The organism is uncultured Rummeliibacillus sp. (assembly GCF_934216135.1).
Taxonomy (GTDB): Bacteria; Bacillota; Bacilli; order Bacillales_A; family Planococcaceae; genus Rummeliibacillus.
The window spans coordinates 1-17,172 of sequence record NZ_CAKQBI010000010.1 but is presented as its reverse complement, the minus strand read 5'-3'; the positions used below and the strand labels follow the sequence as shown (position 1 = coordinate 17,172).

Below are 17,172 nucleotides of genomic sequence, written 5' to 3'. Positions count from 1 at the left end.
AGGAGTAATGGAATTGTTGAATATTATTGTTTTTTCATTGTATTTGATTTTTATATATTTTATTGGTTTTAAAGGATATCGACGTGTCAAAACGGCTGAGGATTTAATCGTGGCCGGTTGGAGTATGCCGTTATCTGTTGTAACTGGAAGTCTGATTGCAGCATTATTAGCTGCTCCATTCTTCTTTGCTGCTGTCGGTTCAGGCTACACTAGTGGTGGATTTGAAGGATCTGCTACTATGGGTGGTCTAGGTACATGTATGATTTTAGGCGCATTAATATGGACCAAACCTCTTAGAAGATTAAGAGGTTGGACATTAGCAGATTATTATGGTTTACGATATGGTAGTAAAAAATTAGGTGCCTATACAGGTATCGTAATGGCTATCGCATTTGGTGTTTTCAATGCTGGTGCATTAACTGTTGGTGGAACCTATATTATCCAAACGCTTTTACAAATTGATTTTTTACCAGCTGCTTTATTATTCGTATCTTTGACAGCTTTATATTCCGTTATAGGTGGTTTATGGGCAGTTGCATATACTGAAGTAGTACAAGGAACACTTGCGATTCTTGGAATTTTAGGTATTTCGATTTTCATTATGTTCAATTATCATGACATTACATTTAACCCAGACTGGTGGAATATAAGTGAATTGTTCAATAAGGGTGGAGTAGAATTTTGGACGCTCTATTTAGTTTTAGCGCTTGGTGATATTCCAGCTGTAGATTTAGGACAAAGGGTTGCTGCTGCGAAAAGTCCACGTGTAGCACAAAAAAGTATGATTATTGCGGGGATTGTCATTATAGCAATCAGTTGGATGCCTGGTATGTTAGGAGAAGCTTTTAAAACAATTTACCCAAATAGTAAAAATCCTGAAACGCTGATGTTAGCATTTGCACAAGGTTATTTTCCTCCGGTATTGTCAGCAATATTCTTAACAGCAATGGCTGCAATGGGTATGTCAACTGTTGCCGCTTGTTACGTTGCTACTTCAGGGATTGTGACGAAAAACATTTATCTCGATTTTATCAATAAGAACCCAGACTCAAAAAAATTATTATTATTCTCTAGAATTATGATTCTTTTAAGTGCTGTATTAGGCTTTATATTAGCTGTTAGTGCACAAAAAGTAATCGATTTAGCTTATTTAGCTTGGGATATTATCTTTGTTACGATATTCTGGCCAATTGTTCTCGGACCTTTCTGGAAGCGTGTAAGTACACCGGCTGTTTGGGCAAGTATTACTGCTGGACTTGCCTATTATATTATTACATCACTTACACATGTTCCTGGACCAAAAGTTGAATCAGATGGATTTATCGGGTTGTTAAGTGAGTTATGGCTCGTACCTGGATTTTCAGGTGTTGTCATATCAGGAATTACAATCGTTGTAGTGAGTCTCATCATACCTCCTTCACAACACGTTCTCCACATGCATAAAATCGAGCGAGATGAATCATTGGATGAAGTAGGAAGTAAAGATGAAATAGAAGAATTAAAAAAAGCTACAAACTAATTAGATAACAAATTATTCTATTTTCGTAGATAATACAGAAACATACGACTTAATGAAACTAGATAAAATATAGTTTTCGTTAAGTCGTATTTTTATTTATAGAAATTCGATTGTTATAAGAAGTAAGATAAAAATCAATATAAAACTAAGTGCTAGTAATTCAGGGATTTTCCCTGCTCTTTTTTTATGGTACGATAGTTAAAGTTTAAGCTAGATACAACTTTTGGAGGGTACTGGTTTTATGAAAAAGGTCGCGGTAATACAGGATTTATCATCTTTTGGAAGATGTTCATTAACAGCTGCTATTCCCGTTCTTTCGGTAATGGGTACGCAAGTCTGTCCTTTGCCAACTGCTATATTGTCTGCACAAACTGGTTATGCAAGCTTTTTTTGCGAAGATTTTACAGATAAAATGCATTACTTTGAGGATGAATGGAACAAGATGGATGTAACGTTTGAGGGCATCTACACAGGCTTTGTAACAGGCAAAAAGCAGATTAATAATATTTTTCACTTTTTAGATACATTTCAGACTAAAGAAACAAGTTTACTGGTGGATCCGGTAATGGGTGATATGGGCATAGCATATAAGTTTTTTACAGATGAATTGCTAGGGCAAATGCGGGAGCTTGTGAAATATGCTGATGTAATCACTCCGAACGTGACAGAATGTTGTCTATTAACGGGATTATCTTATGATAAGTTACATAGTTATTCGAATAAAAAGGATTTTATCAAAGCTATAGAGGAAGCCGGCAAGATGTTACAGCAAGAAACAGGTGCCAAAGTCATTATCACGGGAGTTAATCCTCCGATAAATCTTAATGAGAAGTTAATAGGAAATATGTACTTAGATGGAAGTAAGACATTTTATGATGCCATCCCGTATAATGGTGAAAGTTATTCTGGCACAGGAGATTTATTTGCATCAGTCATTATGGGGGGCATGATGCGAGGGGATGATTTAAGAAAATCAGTTCAACTTGCAGAAAGTTTTCTAAATGCTGCCATCAGCGATACTTCCTTGGAACAAACCCCAAAAGAAGCAGGCGTTAACTTCGAAAAATACTTAAGAATGTTGTTGTAAAAGTATATAGGATTTTGATTTTAAAGGATGAAAAAAGTGCTAAAGAGTAAATTCTTTGGCACTTTTCTATTTTTTATTGAAAAGCTTTTATTTTTTTCAAAAAGGCACAAACTGGAATAGATATGATGAGCCCTAATATATTTTGAACAAGATCTCCAGGGATAGAGGCCATTGGTTGTATCCAATTACCATATAGAATGCCTTCTCCAATATAATAGACAGCAATCATAGGTGGCATTGAAACGATAGAAGCGAGTATATTAATAGCAATATGGTTTCCTTTACGTCCATTAGACCAAGCGATTTTTCCTGCTATGTATCCTTGTAATCCCCGAGAGATAAAAGTAATAGGAGCCCACAATGTCCAACCAGAAACTAAGTCGAATATGCCCATCCCAAATGCTCCAGCAATAGCACCGGTTTTTGGACCAAATAGAATAGATACGATCAATAGCATAGCTGTACCAAGATGAACCAAACCACCATTTGCTGCAATTGGTAGTTTAATATTTAACATCATTGTTGCAACGAATACAAGTGCAATACACATTGCACTAAGGATTAATTCAAAAGTACGTGTTTTGTTGTAGGCATGATTTGCTGCTTTTTGCATAATAATCCCTTCCTTTTTTTAGATATCAGGAAATAGTTGCACACAAACCGATTACTAATCTCCAAAAATCTAAATAATGTGTTTTCTTAATTACACATTACCTTAACAAAGGATTGGCTATTATAAAAGCATCAATTTTATAAAAAATGTAGTGGTCAGAGTTTTTGAAGAATTAGAAAATGTTTTGAGGAGTGGGGTTTTTCAGCTATAGAAAAAATAATCGATAATCTACTAAATAAAATAGCAAATCAATTACAATCTGAACGGACATTGCCTAGAACAAATGAATAATTTTTTAAAAACGACTTAATCTCTAGGTCGTTTTTTATATATTTTTATAAAAATTATTAAAATTATGATAAAATACGTTTATACATAATAATTTCCGGAGGTTATTACATATGAGAAAAAAATGGATCATGCTTTCATCAGCAATGATTGGGATGAGTATCCTCTTGCTAACCAATCAGCAAGGTGTAAAGGCGGCAACAACTGAAGAAATGACTATTGCTTATCAAAAACATTTAGCAGATGAAAAAATAGCACAAGAAGTAGTGCATTATGTAGCAAAACTTTATAAGTTTAAATATGAAGTAACCGATATCATTGATGAAGAAAAAGTAAGTAGTGCACGTGAAATGTATACGAATTTAACGCCAAGTCAGATGGCGATAGCGAAAAAAAACGGTGCCTCTTTCATGCTGAGACAATGTGAAGAAAGAGTTCAAATCCAGCAAGAGGCGAATGTTTTTAAAGCTTATGTAGACAGTATTGATATCAATTCATACCGCGCATTAGGGCAATTGAATCAGGCCTACAGCGATTTTGTACAGCTTAGTTCGGCTGCAGAGGAATTGGCTGAAGCGAGCTACGAGCAAGCAAAAGCAATGGAGGTTACGGTTAATCAAAATAGGGTTAAACGTGTTGAAAACCTGATTATAGAAGCGGGAACAGATGAGTCGCTTGTCTGGAAAGCCCGTCAACAATACTCCATTCTTACAGATAAACAAAAAGAGATGTTCAATCCTGACTTCGTAACAAAACTTGAGAAAGCTGAAGCGCAAATTAAATTTGAAGAACCAATTCACCAATTTGAATCCGTTGCAGATGAACTGTATATGTTTATAGAAGATGGTGATTATCAAGAACGTGTAAAGGAAGCCCGTCAGTATTATAACGCATTAACTTCAGAACAAAAGGCAGTTGCTAAAAAAAGTTATAAAAAACTTCTAACAAATGAGCAAACTGTAAAAGATCAAAAAGCAGCGGCAAACGTTGATAAAGCCATCCGAAACATTAGATTTAGCACATCGAAAAACTATAAATCAACTGTTAAAAAGGTACGATCTCAATATGATAAACTAACAAAAGCTCAAAAAAAATTCCTTATTTATAAAGAGGTATTAACAGATCACGAAAAAACGATTGATATGAGAGCAGCAGGTGACGTGGCGAATGATATGGAAAAAATCAACCGCCGATCATCGAAAGCACAAATTAAAAAAGTAAATACTGCATACAAAAAACTTACGACCAAACAAAAGAAATATATACCTAAAAAAACGTACCAACACTTTAAAACCTTTTTGAAATAGTTAATGAATTAGCTTCAGTAGTTGTTTTTTCTAATTAGAAACAAGGATTGCAAGTATTGTTTTTCAAATCGTAAGTTAATAATAATCTAAAAAAGCTGTGCAATTCTGCACAGCTTTTTCCATCTATTAATCGTTCAACGAAAAGTTCAGTTTCATCCTCTTCGTACCGACCCCTACCATGTCACCTAATAACTTATTGGTGTTTTTAAAACAAATATCTGCAAATTGTTCGTTTACTTGTTCTAAATATGATTGAATATCAGCTTGTTTCATTGCTTCTTGGTCGGCGTTCATTTGAATGAAGCGACAATAAGTATGACTTGCTGCTTATTGCATAATAATACCCTCCTTTTTAGATATCGGGAAATAGTTACATACAAACAGATTACTAGTCTCCAGAAATCTAATTTGATAATGTGTTTTCTTAATTACAAACTACCTTAACAGAGGATTGACTGTTATAAAAGTATCAATTTTATAAAAATGTAGTGGTCAGTTTAAAATATAAAAGAAAAGCCCTTCATAAAGCTGATAAATCAGTTCTATGGAAGGGCTTCTTTTTATTTTTTGAATAGTCTAGGTTATATTACTAATTTCCGTATTATTTGAACGGAGTGGCACCTAAAAATTAAAAGATTGAAAATAATATAATCGCCAGTACAGATCCTAATATAGGAATAATGACGGTTAGCGCGCCAAAAGCAGGATAGGCATCTTTATATGACTCTTGTGCAATAGAATGAATTGTTGTGACAACATAGCCACTATGAGGTAGTGTATCTAGAGAACCAGAAGAGATTGCCACTACTCGATGTAAAGCCTCTGGGTCAACCCCCATATCTAAATAATGCGGTGCAATTAAAGGCAATGCGATTGCTTGGCCACCAGAAGAGGAGCCAGTTAAGCCTGCTAAAACAGCAATAGCTAATGCGCCACCTACTAATGGACTTCCCGGTATATTAGTCATAAAATCTACCGCTGCCAAAAAAGCGGGTGTTTCCTTTACGATACCCCCAAATCCTACAATAGCAGCAGTATTGGCAATAGCTATTACAGCGCCAAGTCCTCCTTCTGAAATCGCTTTCTGTCTATTCTGCATATATTTGTAACTTACTAAATATGTAGTTAATATACCTCCGATTAAAGCGATAATTAGTGCAGATGTTCCTATAGAATTATGGAAGATAAATGAGAAGAGTAAGACCACTAATAATGGTGTCATACTCAATAAAGGATGAGGTAGTGGACGATCGTTAACTTCATTTATTTTATCAAATTCTTTTGCTACGAATCTTTCGCCTTTTTCCATAGCCTTTGACATCATTCGTTTTAGCCACCAAAAACCAAATGTTGCCATAACAATAGAAACAACTAAACTAACTTCCCATCCGGCATATGGTGTCGTGTTTAGATAAGAAATAGGAATCCAATTTTGAATTTCAGGAGATCCCGCTGAAGTCATTGTAAAGGTAACAGAACCGAGAGCTAATGTGGCAGGTATAAATCGTCTAGGGATGTCCGCTTGTTTAAATAGACTTAATGCCATTGGAAAGACGGAGAATGCAACGATAAATAAACTAACACCTCCATAAGTTAAGACAGCACATGCAATGACAACAGATAACGCAGCATATTTGACTCCTATCTTTTCAACAATCCATTTGGAGACACTATCTGCTGCGCCACTATCTTCCATGACTTTACCGAATATAGCACCCGCTAAAAATATCAACCACCATGAACCGATAAAACCGGTAAATCCATTCATATAACTAGTAAGAAGATCAGGATTTCCTTCTTGTGCTAATTGAGGGAATAGTGAAATTTCACTGCAAACCGCAGCGATTAATGCAGCAATAGGAGCTGCAATTAGTATATTCACACCTCTAACTGTTAAATAAATTAATAATGCCAAACTACCAAATACACCTATAAATCCTAACATTTTTGCCGACCTCCTTTTGAATACAATATGCTGCCTTTTTTCCAAATAGTATAGAAAACAATGGTAGGGGCAAAAAATAATATTTTTGACTCTAAAATAATATAAATGATTTAGAAGTGTAAACAGATAGAATCACATCAGATTTTGATAAGAAAATAGGGGGTGTGGAAATGGATATTGGTCATTTTACAAGGAGAATGTATATAGCCCCAGATGAACGATTAAAGCAAAAAACAGCGGTGCGTGAAGAATCTGGTCGTTCATGGAGTTTTCTAGATTTACATGAAAAATCCAATACTTATGCCAATCAGCTTTTGAAAATAGGTGTAAAAAAAGGAGATAGTGTAGGGATTCTTTTTTCCAATTGTTTAGAGTATTTTGCATTATACTTTGCTATAGGTAAAGTTGGCGCAATTGCTGTTCGTATTAATTTTAGACTTACGGCAAATGAACTTGAATATATTCTTAATGATTCTAAAACAAAAGTTCTTTGCTTTCATAATGAATTTAGTGAAAAAATAAATCCAATCCATGAAAAAATCTGTACTGAACGTTTTATTTGTCTTTCTAATAATGGAAAAATACCATCTTGGGCAGATGATTGGAATGTATTATCGAATGGATCGACTGAAGAAGTTGATAATGTTCCAATTTCTATAAATGATCCAGTTATGCTTATGTATACATCTGGGACAACTGGAAGACCTAAAGGGGCACTGTGGACACATAATACAACTTTTTGGTTTTCAATAATTCAAATAATGCAATGGGGATTTACAGGAAATGAAATAGCCATGACTACAGGGCCATTGTATCATGTTGGTGCAATAGAGGATTTAGCCTTGCCCGTTCTATTAATGGGAGGCACAGTCATCATTACCAAAAGTAGAGGATTCGAAATAGAACGTGTGCTCAAAGTAATTGAGAAAGAAAAGGTGACTGACTGCTTTTTGTTTCCATTTATGATTTATGACATGTTAAATTTGCCAAACTTATCATATTATCAGTTAGCATATTTAAAAACAATTTATACTGGTGGAGACCCTTTGATGCCTTGGGCTATAGAAAAAATATATCGTCATTATCCGCAAGTTGGAATTGTACAAGTGTATGGTTTAACGGAAGGACAGCCAATTGCTACTTCTTTGAACTCGAAGCACTCCATAAAGAAAAGTAAAACCGTCGGAACGCCACTACCACTAACGGAAGTCCGTGTAATGAAAGAAGATGGAAGTGAGGCTTTGCCAGGTGAGGTAGGAGAAATTTGGATTAAAAGTCCTGGTGTTTCAGAAGGATATTGGGAAAAGCCCGAAGCAACAGCGGAATCATTTTGTAATGGTTGGTGTAAAACAGGGGATCTAGGTAAGTTTGATGAAGATGGTTTTTTATCAGTAGCAGGCCGTAAAAAAGATATGATTCGAAGTGGTGGAGAAAATATTTATGCAGCAGAGATTGAAGATGTCTTATATCGACATGAAGCGGTAAAAGATGTAGCTGTGATTGGGATACCTGACAAAAAATATATTGAAGCTGTATGTGCAGTGATTGTGTTAAAAGGGGATAGTAAGATATTAGAAGAAGAGTTAATCCAATATAGTAAGCAGTTTTTAGCAAGTTATAAAACGCCTAAAAAAGTTATTTTTGTAGATGACATTCCACGTACACCTTCTGGAAAGGTGAAAAAGTTTGTATTACGTGATATGTATAGCAATTGCAAACAAGAGGAGGACTTTTATGGAGTATAAAGAAAAGGTAAGTTTAACAATTGAAGACCAAATAGCTATTCTTGTAATCCAAAATCCCCCTGTTAACATACTCGATGCTGATGTAGTCGAGCAATTACATCGTAAAATTGATGAAATAGAACAAACACCAACTGTCAAAGTTGTTCTTATTACGGGAGTTGGCGACAAGGCATTTATGGCTGGAGGAGACATTAAATCTTTTCCTGAATGGATGGGAAAAGGGGTAGATGTTGCTAAGACTAAATCTCAATGGCTACAACATCCACTAAATCGAATCGAAGGATTGCCTTACCCAACTATCTGTATATTAAATGGTGTTGCCCTTGGCGGAGGGTGCGAATTAGCATTAGCTTGTGATATTCGCATCGCAGAAGAACACATCAAGATTGGCTTACCAGAAATCAAACTTGGCCTTTTTCCTGGTGCTGGTGGCACACAAAGACTTGCAAGATTAGTTGGAAAAGCAAAAGCTAAAGAGATTATTTTCACAGGAGAACCCTTAACAGCCGAGCAAGCCTTATCCATAGGATTAGTGAATATCGTTGTAAAGAAATGGTATGGCTTAACAACTGGCCTCCAACTCGCGAAAAAAATTGCCAATCATTCACGCCAAGCACTAATCTATGCAAAGCAATCAATCGATGAGGGTTATGAACAAAGCCTATCCAATGCGCTAGAAACGGAAGCTCACTATTTTGGTCGTGTTTTCCAAACAGAAGACATTAAAGAAGGCGTTGCAGCATTTATCGAAAAAAGAGAACCACGTTTTTTGGAATGACTAAGTAAGTGAAGTCACATCTGGCCCTTCAATTTACCAAATAATTAATAGTTCAAAAGGCTTTTTGCTGTAAAACAAAAATCCTGTTTAAATAGTAATAAATAACATATAATAAGTCTTTTGTACATTATTTTTTGAAAATTTAGATGTTAAATAAATGATACAAAATACACTAAAAAACCTATCTTAACTAAAGGTTATAAAGCCAAAGTATCCAAAAACGAATAAAAATGTATCATATTAGCCACAGGAAAGGAGAAACCGGAGGAATGGGTTTATTATTAAAGGTGTTCTCATATGGTGATCCTGTAGACATTGTGAAAATGTTGGTTGTGGCTATGATACTTTTGAGTAATGGTCATTATCATTTTCTACATAATCAGGGCTTCCATTTTCAGAAAGAAACTCTTTTATTATTATCATTCATAAATAAGGAGGAGTTATTGATGTCATATGTAGTTTGCCCAAAACCGAAATGTCAACAAAGATATCCAATTGAATATTTTAGGTCCATCCTAAGAGATACGAAACCCGTAAAGTGCGAAAAATGTTGTACTGTATTAATTGAAAAGGATGGTCGCATTAATGCGTTACAAGATGCTACAATCCGTTCCATTCACACCATGGCAAAATTAGAAGCACTAAGGCTAGAGGAAATAAAAGAAAAACGTAAAGAGTTATACCAGTTGAAAAAAGAAATAGAAGCATTAACCGCTATCACATTGTAACTTTGTGGATATATGGGGGACTTTTAATTAAAAAAATGTGGTAACATGCCGTTTTTTTTCTTTTTAACATTTTTAATAGATAAAATTTTCAACAATTTATTAGAAGCATTTATTTTAGTAATATCAAAATTCAAATCTTACACATAAAGTCTAAAAATCTCCTAAAAAAAGCTGTGCAAATTCATTTTTTGCACAGCTTTTTCTATTATTAATCATTCAATGAAAAGTTTAATTTCATCCTCTTTGTACCGACTCCTACCATGTCACCTAATAATTTATTAGTGTTTTTAAAACAAATATCCGCGAATTGTTCATTTATTTGTTCTAAATATGATTGAATATCAGTTTGTTTCATCGCTTCTTGATCGGCGTTCATTTGAATGAAGCGGCAACTTGCAACGGTATTTTGTTCAAACGCTCGTTGGAAATCGCTATAAAGATCGAAATTGGTATCGCCAAGTAGAGCAATCGTATGGCTTAACCAATGGATTTTACTAATATCGAACGTTGTTGTCGTATCACGATAGCATGCAGGAGTATCCGTAACATTCGCATAAAACGGTACAACAGCGTTAAATGTATTTGGTCCGAATGCTAACCAATGCACACCTGCAATTTCAGAAGGTACATCGTTACGAATTTGTAAAATATGTGATTCTTGGTTGCGGTTAATGCCAATTGTACGGAACATACTTTTCGATTTTTCATCACCTTCACCATAAGGATCAAATGGTGTGTTTTGGAAGTGGGAGCTTAACGCCCATTTCACATCTTCTACAGAGATTTTGCGATTTGCACGACATATAAATGGTAAATCTTGTTCCATCGGTTGTTGTTCAATTTCTGGATTAAAGAATTTTTGAACATACCATGCACGTGGGTTGTTGTAACGCGTATCTTTTACAGATGCACTGCCGAAGATGTGTCGTAAGTTCACTTGATCTGTATCAGGATTTAAGTGGTATTTTTCGATTAATACTGGTAGATCTTCTGAGTAAAGTGTATCAGGAGACTCAAAATCAAAATAATCGATGTTAAAGCGGTTCGGTGCAATGACATATGCATCGTCTGGAATCCGAATCGCTGCCCAATGATGTCCACCGATTGTTTCGAAATACCATACTTCATCTTTATCTGAGAACGCTACACCATTTGATTCGTAAGTACCGTACTGTTCTAAAATTTTCCCTAAACGAACTACCCCTTCTTTGGCAGAACGAATATAAGGGAGAACAATTGTTAACATATCTTCTTCACCAATCCCGCTTGTAACGAGTGGGTCAACGCCTAAAATACGTGAATTGGTTGTAATTGTTTCTGTTGCAGTCATCGCTACATTTGCACTATTGATACCTGATTCTCCCCAAATTCCAGCTTCATCACTGGCATCTGGTGTTGATGTATAGCGCAAAGGGTTATCAGGAAGTTCAATTTCAAACGTACTTTGAACAGATTTATAAAGTTTCGGTTGATCTTCTGGATTCATCACAACGAATCGTTGAGGATTCGATGCAGCACTACCACTATCTTCATTTCTCGCGATCATTGTAGAGCCGTCGATTGAAGCCTTTTTTCCGACTAAAAGTGTTGTACAAGAACCTGTTTTTTGTTTCTTCATATTATTATTCACCAATCTTCTACTATAAGTTATAAAATGCAATACAAATTATATCATGAAGTGAACAATCTGACTTTTAATAGATAGTGAAAAGAGATTTAAAATTGCTTTGTCATATATTCTGCAAAAAAAGATACCTGCCTGTAACATCCTCTTTGTCCAGCTACCACAGTCAAAAAAGAAAAATACTGAGGAATGTTAATACCCAATTGTTAACATTCCTCAATAGTTTACAAAAAGATAATTCTCTATAATCAGTTAATATAGAAAATCTAATACTTTGGAAATAGTTTCAATACCAAAACTTACTTGAATAGTAACAGGTTTTATATTTAACCTTGAAATGAAATAACAAGTCACTGTGAAAATAACACTAGCTTATTGTAAAGAAAGGTGTGAAAAGTATGATATGTGTTTCTTCATTTGCACTAAATAGTTAAAATATAGAATTTTATGAAATATATTGTTTCTGTTTAAAAGACTTATAAAGGGAGAGCAAGAATGTCACAAAATAAAAAATCCATTTTTAAAATACTCATTGTTTTAATGGCATTATTTTTAGCAGCTTGCCAGGAGGAAAGTTCAGACACTTCGAAGACTTCTGGAAGAAATTTAGAAAAAATTGAGCGCTTTACTGGTCAAGAAAGTAAGGCAATCCCATCAGTATATACAACCCAGAAAGCATTATCACTAACTTTTAATGGTATGGGTGATGGTGAAACAATGGAAAAGCTATTAGATGAATTAGACAAATATCATATAAAAGCAACGTTTTTCTTGCCAGGTATGAGGGTCGCTGAAGAACCAGAGATAGCAAAAGAAATTTTAGCAAGAGGACATGAAATTGAAAACAATACTTTAAACCAATCGGATATGAGCGACTTTAACTATGAACAAATTTATAAAGAAATTAAATTATCAAATGACATTATTCAAAAAGAAACAGGCATTAGTCCACGTTATGTTCGCACAAGAACAGGTGATATGCAAGAAGATGTGCGTCTTGCTGCAGCACAATTAGGAATGGATGCTGTGGTTAGTTATAATATCAACCCGAAAGATTGGAAAATGAAGGATTCCAAATCTATCGCTTCTTATATAGAAAGATATATAGCAAGAGGAAGCATTATCAACTTAAATACAAACTTTAATCCAGAAGTTATTTCAGCTATTCCATTTATTGCAAAAGTAGTTTCAGATATGGGGTATAAATTGATACCGCTAGAAGATCTAATTGCAAATGGAAAAGAGAGAAAACCATTAGCTCAAATTCCAGGACACAATGCAGCTTCAGTCAACTTAAAAAACAAAAATGCAAAATATAAACTTATTTATAACCTTGATACGACATCCGCAAAAATAGCTTTAACATTTGACGATTGGGGAAGTGAAAAGACCGTCAATCAGATTTTAGCTATTTTAAAAAAGGAATCAGTAAAAGCTACATTCTTTTTACGTGCTAAAGGAGTGGAGGATAACCCAAATTTGGCAAGAGCTATTGTCGAAGAAGGTCATGATGTAGCAAACCATACGTATACTCATCCAGTATTGACTAAAATCACCCCTGAAAAATTACAGAAAGAAGTAGTGACAGCTCACAAGGTAATTACAGAAGCCATTCAACAACAGCCTGTCATGTTTTTTAGACCTCCTACAGGTGAAATTGATGAACAATCAGCTAAGAATGTAGCAGCAACAGGTTACTCCGATATCATCATGTACGATGTAACGGTTTTAGACTGGGATAAAAAGAATAATGCAACGGATATCGTAAACGGACTACTAAAGAAGACACATAACGGGAGTATCATACTTCTTCACATGTTAGATGACATTCATACAATTGAAGCATTACCTTTAGCGATTAAAAAGTTAAAAAACAAAGGCTATAAATTTGTTTTAGTTTCAGATCTTATTAAAAATAAATCATAAATGGAGTTGATCAGTATGGGATTATTTATAGAAGAAAAAATAGATCTTTATGAGGAAATCGTAAACGGACAAGCTTCTATAGCAGTAGTAGGCCTTGGTTATGTGGGATTACCACTTGCTGTTGCTTTTTCCAAAAAAGCAAAGGTCATAGGTTTTGATCTAAGCGAACGAAAAATCACAGAATATCAAAAAGGAATCGATTTGACAGGTGATTTAGGAAATACGGTATTACATGATTGTTCCATTCAATTTACATCAGATAGTAATAATCTAGAGAATGCGAAATTTTTTATCGTAGCCGTGCCAACACCAGTTCAAAGTGGAAATATACCTGATTTAACATACATTCAAAATGCCAGTCAAATAGTTGGGTCAAAGCTTACAAAAGGAGCCATCGTTGTATTTGAGTCGACGGTTTATCCTGGGGTTACAGAAGATGTGTGTATCCCCATCTTAGAAGCAGATAGTTGGTTCTTCATAATACGCCTCTTATATCAATGACACACTAAAAAGATACCAAGCCACATTTCATTAGCACCCAACCAAATATCGACTTCTTTTAGAAATGCAATTAAGAATTATTTAGATTTAAAGAAATAACTTTTGGATCTTTTTTTCGCTTTAAGGTGCTTGTTAAAAGTGTTTGACATTGTTCTGCCTTGTAATCCATTTTAAGAAACTTAAATATCGAAATAATATTTTCAATACTTTTCACATTATCTTCTATATTATTATTTTTAATAATATTTATAAGATTTTCAAAATAAGTAACCATAGATTGGTAATACATAACATCTTTATTTTGATTTTTAAAATCTGTTAATTCGTCTAAATACTTCTCTAAATTACGATAATATCCACTAGATAACTTTTTTTCCAAAATATTAAATAGTAAAATAGAAAATTCATTTCGATAGCGTGGCAATTGGTTGTATTTCAAAAGATTTTTTTTTGCGTTTCTATATACGGTGTCTATTAATTCATTTGAATAAAAATTCAGAGTGTTAATAAATAAAGTTAATTCGTAATATCCCCATGTCTCACACCTCATCAGATAGTCTTGGAGAATATCCTTCTCGTTTTTATGTGAGAAGTTGTTCTGTATCGAATCAATTAACAGACTAATAATGGCTCCATAATGTAAATACTTTTGATTTTTTGTTGATTTATACAATTGTTGAGTTGAATAATAAATATCATTCAATTTAGCCAGGTCCTTTTTATAAAAGGCCTGAATATAGCTAGAGGTCAAAGATAAATCTTGATTTTCTCCATTTTTATAAATAGCTACAAATTCCTCTAAAGTAATGTTTAACCTATCGAGTAGGATTAAAAATCTTTCCACAGTTGTATCACTTTCGCCTTCCTCAAATTTTATTATGGAAGGTCTAGATAGTACTTCTTTATAAAGTACATTTGATTTGATTTTTTTACTTATTCGAATCTCACGAATGATACAGCCAATTTTAGTGTTCATAAACTCAACCACCTCACTAAAACAGTTAGTAATTGCTAACATTTTATCATGAAATTTCTAAAAATTGAAATAATTAAATTGCTAGGAGGTGATAGTGTGATTGAATTTATTTTATTAGTATGGGATTTGATTGGATATTAACTACATTATTTTAAGAATGAAATGGGGATAGACGTATGGAGGATAAGCATATTTTGTTTTTTAATGCTACATATATCAAAAAGATTCTAACGTTAGAAACAGCAAAAAGATTGGGATTAAAAGTTTCAGTAGTTGGTCCATCATTACCGGAGTGGTCCTTTCCTTTTGTAGATCATTTTATTGAAGCAAATACCTATGATATAAATGAAACCATTTCTATTTTGACTAAAAAACATACTCAAATCCATTTTGACGGCGTTATTACTTTTTGGGATAGAGATGTAGTCCCTGTAGCAGTAATTGCTCAAGAATTTGGATTGAAAGGGAGTTCTGTAGCCTCAGCTGTTCGTGCTAGAAACAAAGGTGAAATGCGTGAATGTTTGAGGAAATCAGGAGTTCCTCATCCAAAATTCAAAAAGTTTTCTACCTTGGAAGAACTTAAAAATGCTAGCAAATTAATGGATTATCCATTAATCGTTAAACCTGTTGGCGCCTCAGCCAGTAAAGGTGTTTTTAAAGTTACTTCTCCTGCAGACTTAGAAAATATTTATGATCTATTAATTATTTCTACTACACCGAACAATGATGCTATGTTTTCTTTTTATCCAAATGAATATTTAGTAGAAGAATTTATGGAAGGTCAGGAAATAAGTGTTGAAGGAATAATATCCAATGGTAATATCCATTTTGCAGGTATTACCGAAAAGTGGACAGATTACTATTTTGAGGAATACCAACACGCTTTTCCTGCGAGAGTTTCTGAGAAGGTAGAAAAGGAATTATTATCAATCACAGAGAACGGAATACATGCATTAGGACTTGATAATTGTGGTTTTCATGCCGAAATTATGATGACCAAAAATGGATATAAAATTGTTGAAATTAATGGAAGATTGGGAGGGGATTTTATTACTACTCACTTAATCCCACTTGCCACGGGAATAGATATTACAGAAGCAAATTTATTAGCTGCAATCGGTGAAGAGTTCGATTTTACCTCATCTAAGAATAAAGGTGCTTGTGTAAAATTCCTAACTGCTGAAGTTGCAGGAACAGTCCATGCATGGGAAGGAATAGAAAAAATTAAAGAAATGCCAGGTGTTGTAGATTTTGTAATTGAAAAACAAGTTGGTGATTACGTAGGGTTACCACCTGATATATTCCATGATTCACGGATTGCGTATGTTATTACAGTAGGTGAAAACACAGATGAAGCCATTAATTTTGCTATAAATGCTTGTTCGAAAGTGAGATGTAATATAAGTGAAAAAGTTATTCCTGGTAGGAATTCCTGAAACCCATATAAAAAACGCAATTGCTCGAGCAAAAAAAATAGGTTTTGAAGTTATATTAGGCGATAAACAATCTAATTTAGAGAAATATGAGGAATTAATAGAGAATGCTTATAAAAAAATTATAGTAGATTTCACTAACTTTGATGAACTACTTTTGGTAACAGAAAAAATTCATCAAATGGAAAAGTTAGATGCTATTTTTACTTTCAAGGAGGCAGCGCTATATAACGTCTCTAAAATACAATCATTGTTTAACTTTAAAGGTAATTCAATCAGTAGTGTTAAATCATGTCTTGATAAGTATATAACAAGAAAAATTTTGAAAGACCACGGGTTTTTATCCCCGAAATTCAATTTATGTAAAACTATCGATGAAGTGAAAGAATTTTGGAAATGTAACAAACATCCTATTATTTTAAAACCTCGGAATCAACAGGGGAGTATAGGTGTTCGCAAAGTTGAAGAAGAGCATGAAATTGAGACGGCATTTAATCAGACAATTATCTATAAAGATGAAGAGGATTTTATCTTAGTTGAAGAATTTATTGAAGGAGAAGAGGTTTCTTTAGAAGCAATTATTTACAAAGGAAACGTATATTTATGGGGGGTTACCAAAAAGCTTTTATATTCACAAACATTTGTAGAGTCAGGTCATATCTCACCTTATGCACGTAAAAAAGAAAATGAACTCATGTATAG

General features: G+C 34.0%; 15 protein-coding genes. 10 read left to right on the top strand and 5 right to left on the bottom strand.

Translation table 11 applies throughout. The annotated features are described in order from the left end of the window. The first annotated feature begins 7 nt into the window (after positions 1-7). Together Q0977_RS08460 and Q0977_RS08455 are read left to right on the top strand one after the other, a co-directional pair. The gene (locus tag Q0977_RS08460) at positions 8-1,519 is read left to right on the top strand and encodes a sodium:solute symporter (protein WP_299512559.1); all 1,512 of its coding nucleotides are present in this window, start codon (positions 8-10) and stop codon (positions 1,517-1,519) included. A 241-nt stretch (positions 1,520-1,760) separates the two neighbouring features. Next, complete coding sequence (locus Q0977_RS08455; protein WP_119415442.1) at positions 1,761-2,606, top strand: pyridoxamine kinase; 846 nt, start codon at positions 1,761-1,763, stop codon at positions 2,604-2,606. A 73-nt stretch (positions 2,607-2,679) separates the two neighbouring features. Here the strand turns inward: Q0977_RS08455 and Q0977_RS08450 are convergent, their stop codons facing one another. Continuing rightward, positions 2,680-3,219 carry an ECF transporter S component gene (locus Q0977_RS08450; RefSeq protein ID WP_299512555.1) on the bottom strand — a complete coding sequence of 180 codons (540 nt, stop codon included), beginning with the start codon at positions 3,217-3,219 and terminating at the stop codon, positions 2,680-2,682. A 401-nt stretch (positions 3,220-3,620) separates the two neighbouring features. On the opposite strand from Q0977_RS08450, the gene Q0977_RS08445 reads away from it, so the two are divergent. Beyond that, positions 3,621-4,814, top strand: a complete 1,194-nt coding sequence (locus Q0977_RS08445) for a hypothetical protein (RefSeq protein ID WP_119415444.1) — start codon at positions 3,621-3,623, stop codon at positions 4,812-4,814. A 126-nt stretch (positions 4,815-4,940) separates the two neighbouring features. On the opposite strand, the gene Q0977_RS08440 is transcribed toward Q0977_RS08445, so the two are convergent. Both Q0977_RS08440 and Q0977_RS08435 read right to left on the bottom strand, forming a co-directional pair. Further along, entirely contained in the window at positions 4,941-5,108 is a 168-nt protein-coding gene (locus Q0977_RS08440; protein ID WP_158582337.1) for a hypothetical protein, read from the bottom strand. Between the two features lie 334 nt (positions 5,109-5,442). Further along, positions 5,443-6,759 (bottom strand): GntP family permease, encoded by a 1,317-nt coding sequence (locus tag Q0977_RS08435; protein WP_299512546.1) that lies wholly within the window; start codon positions 6,757-6,759, stop codon positions 5,443-5,445. Positions 6,760-6,929: 170 nt separating this feature from the next. On the opposite strand from Q0977_RS08435, the gene Q0977_RS08430 reads away from it, so the two are divergent. The 3 genes from Q0977_RS08430 (at position 6,930) to Q0977_RS08420 (ending at position 10,010) form a co-directional block, all read left to right on the top strand. Beyond that, on the top strand, positions 6,930-8,504 hold the full coding sequence (locus Q0977_RS08430) for an AMP-binding protein (protein WP_299512543.1): 1,575 nt from the start codon (positions 6,930-6,932) through the stop codon (positions 8,502-8,504). Beyond that, a complete protein-coding gene (locus Q0977_RS08425; protein WP_299512540.1) occupies positions 8,494-9,282 on the top strand; it encodes an enoyl-CoA hydratase in 789 nt (262 codons plus the stop codon). The genes Q0977_RS08430 and Q0977_RS08425 overlap by 11 nt, the downstream gene beginning before the upstream one ends. Before the next feature lie 446 nt (positions 9,283-9,728). Next, positions 9,729-10,010, top strand: coding sequence for a hypothetical protein (locus Q0977_RS08420; RefSeq protein ID WP_147414472.1), 282 nt, complete (start codon positions 9,729-9,731; stop codon positions 10,008-10,010). 208 nt (positions 10,011-10,218) lie between these two features. Here the strand turns inward: Q0977_RS08420 and Q0977_RS08415 are convergent, their stop codons facing one another. After that, positions 10,219-11,628, bottom strand: a complete 1,410-nt coding sequence (locus Q0977_RS08415; RefSeq protein ID WP_299512535.1) for a C69 family dipeptidase — start codon at positions 11,626-11,628, stop codon at positions 10,219-10,221. A gap of 501 nt (positions 11,629-12,129) precedes the next feature. On the opposite strand from Q0977_RS08415, the gene Q0977_RS08410 reads away from it, so the two are divergent. Both Q0977_RS08410 and Q0977_RS08405 read left to right on the top strand, forming a co-directional pair. After that, positions 12,130-13,560, top strand: a complete 1,431-nt coding sequence (locus tag Q0977_RS08410; RefSeq protein WP_299512531.1) for a polysaccharide deacetylase family protein — start codon at positions 12,130-12,132, stop codon at positions 13,558-13,560. Positions 13,561-13,575: 15 nt separating this feature from the next. Next, complete coding sequence (locus Q0977_RS08405) at positions 13,576-14,061, top strand: hypothetical protein (RefSeq protein WP_367269459.1); 486 nt, start codon at positions 13,576-13,578, stop codon at positions 14,059-14,061. Between the two features lie 70 nt (positions 14,062-14,131). Here Q0977_RS08405 and Q0977_RS08400 read toward each other — a convergent pair whose 3' ends face one another. Beyond that, positions 14,132-15,037, bottom strand: coding sequence for a hypothetical protein (locus Q0977_RS08400; protein ID WP_299512528.1), 906 nt, complete (start codon positions 15,035-15,037; stop codon positions 14,132-14,134). 176 nt (positions 15,038-15,213) lie between these two features. Here Q0977_RS08400 and Q0977_RS08395 point away from each other — a divergent pair, with 176 nt between their 5' ends. Further along, positions 15,214-16,473 (top strand): ATP-grasp domain-containing protein, encoded by a 1,260-nt coding sequence (locus Q0977_RS08395; protein WP_119417393.1) that lies wholly within the window; start codon positions 15,214-15,216, stop codon positions 16,471-16,473. Next, on the top strand, positions 16,442-17,172 hold a 731-nt coding region (locus Q0977_RS08390), incomplete at its 3' end, for an acetyl-CoA carboxylase biotin carboxylase subunit family protein (RefSeq protein ID WP_299512525.1). The genes Q0977_RS08395 and Q0977_RS08390, both read left to right, overlap by 32 nt.

Excerpts from the sequence above, each read along its gene's own strand:
- Q0977_RS08395 (WP_119417393.1), top strand. The coding sequence starts at position 15,214 with ATGGAGGATAAGCATATTTTGTTTTTTAATGCTACATATATCAAAAAG.
- Q0977_RS08425 (WP_299512540.1), top strand. The coding sequence starts at position 8,494 with ATGGAGTATAAAGAAAAGGTAAGTTTAACAATTGAAGACCAAATAGCT.
- Q0977_RS08400 (WP_299512528.1), bottom strand. The coding sequence starts at position 15,037 with ATGAACACTAAAATTGGCTGTATCATTCGTGAGATTCGAATAAGTAAA.
- Q0977_RS08445 (WP_119415444.1), top strand. The coding sequence starts at position 3,621 with ATGAGAAAAAAATGGATCATGCTTTCATCAGCAATGATTGGGATGAGT.
- Q0977_RS08410 (WP_299512531.1), top strand. The coding sequence starts at position 12,130 with ATGTCACAAAATAAAAAATCCATTTTTAAAATACTCATTGTTTTAATG.
- Q0977_RS08405 (WP_367269459.1), top strand. The coding sequence starts at position 13,576 with ATGGGATTATTTATAGAAGAAAAAATAGATCTTTATGAGGAAATCGTA.
- Q0977_RS08435 (WP_299512546.1), bottom strand. The coding sequence starts at position 6,759 with ATGTTAGGATTTATAGGTGTATTTGGTAGTTTGGCATTATTAATTTAT.
- Q0977_RS08455 (WP_119415442.1), top strand. The coding sequence starts at position 1,761 with ATGAAAAAGGTCGCGGTAATACAGGATTTATCATCTTTTGGAAGATGT.
- Q0977_RS08430 (WP_299512543.1), top strand. The coding sequence starts at position 6,930 with ATGGATATTGGTCATTTTACAAGGAGAATGTATATAGCCCCAGATGAA.
- Q0977_RS08415 (WP_299512535.1), bottom strand. The coding sequence starts at position 11,628 with ATGAAGAAACAAAAAACAGGTTCTTGTACAACACTTTTAGTCGGAAAA.
- Q0977_RS08460 (WP_299512559.1), top strand. The coding sequence starts at position 8 with ATGGAATTGTTGAATATTATTGTTTTTTCATTGTATTTGATTTTTATA.
- Q0977_RS08450 (WP_299512555.1), bottom strand. The coding sequence starts at position 3,219 with ATGCAAAAAGCAGCAAATCATGCCTACAACAAAACACGTACTTTTGAA.
- Q0977_RS08440 (WP_158582337.1), bottom strand. The coding sequence starts at position 5,108 with ATGAACGCCGACCAAGAAGCAATGAAACAAGCTGATATTCAATCATAT.
- Q0977_RS08420 (WP_147414472.1), top strand. The coding sequence starts at position 9,729 with ATGTCATATGTAGTTTGCCCAAAACCGAAATGTCAACAAAGATATCCA.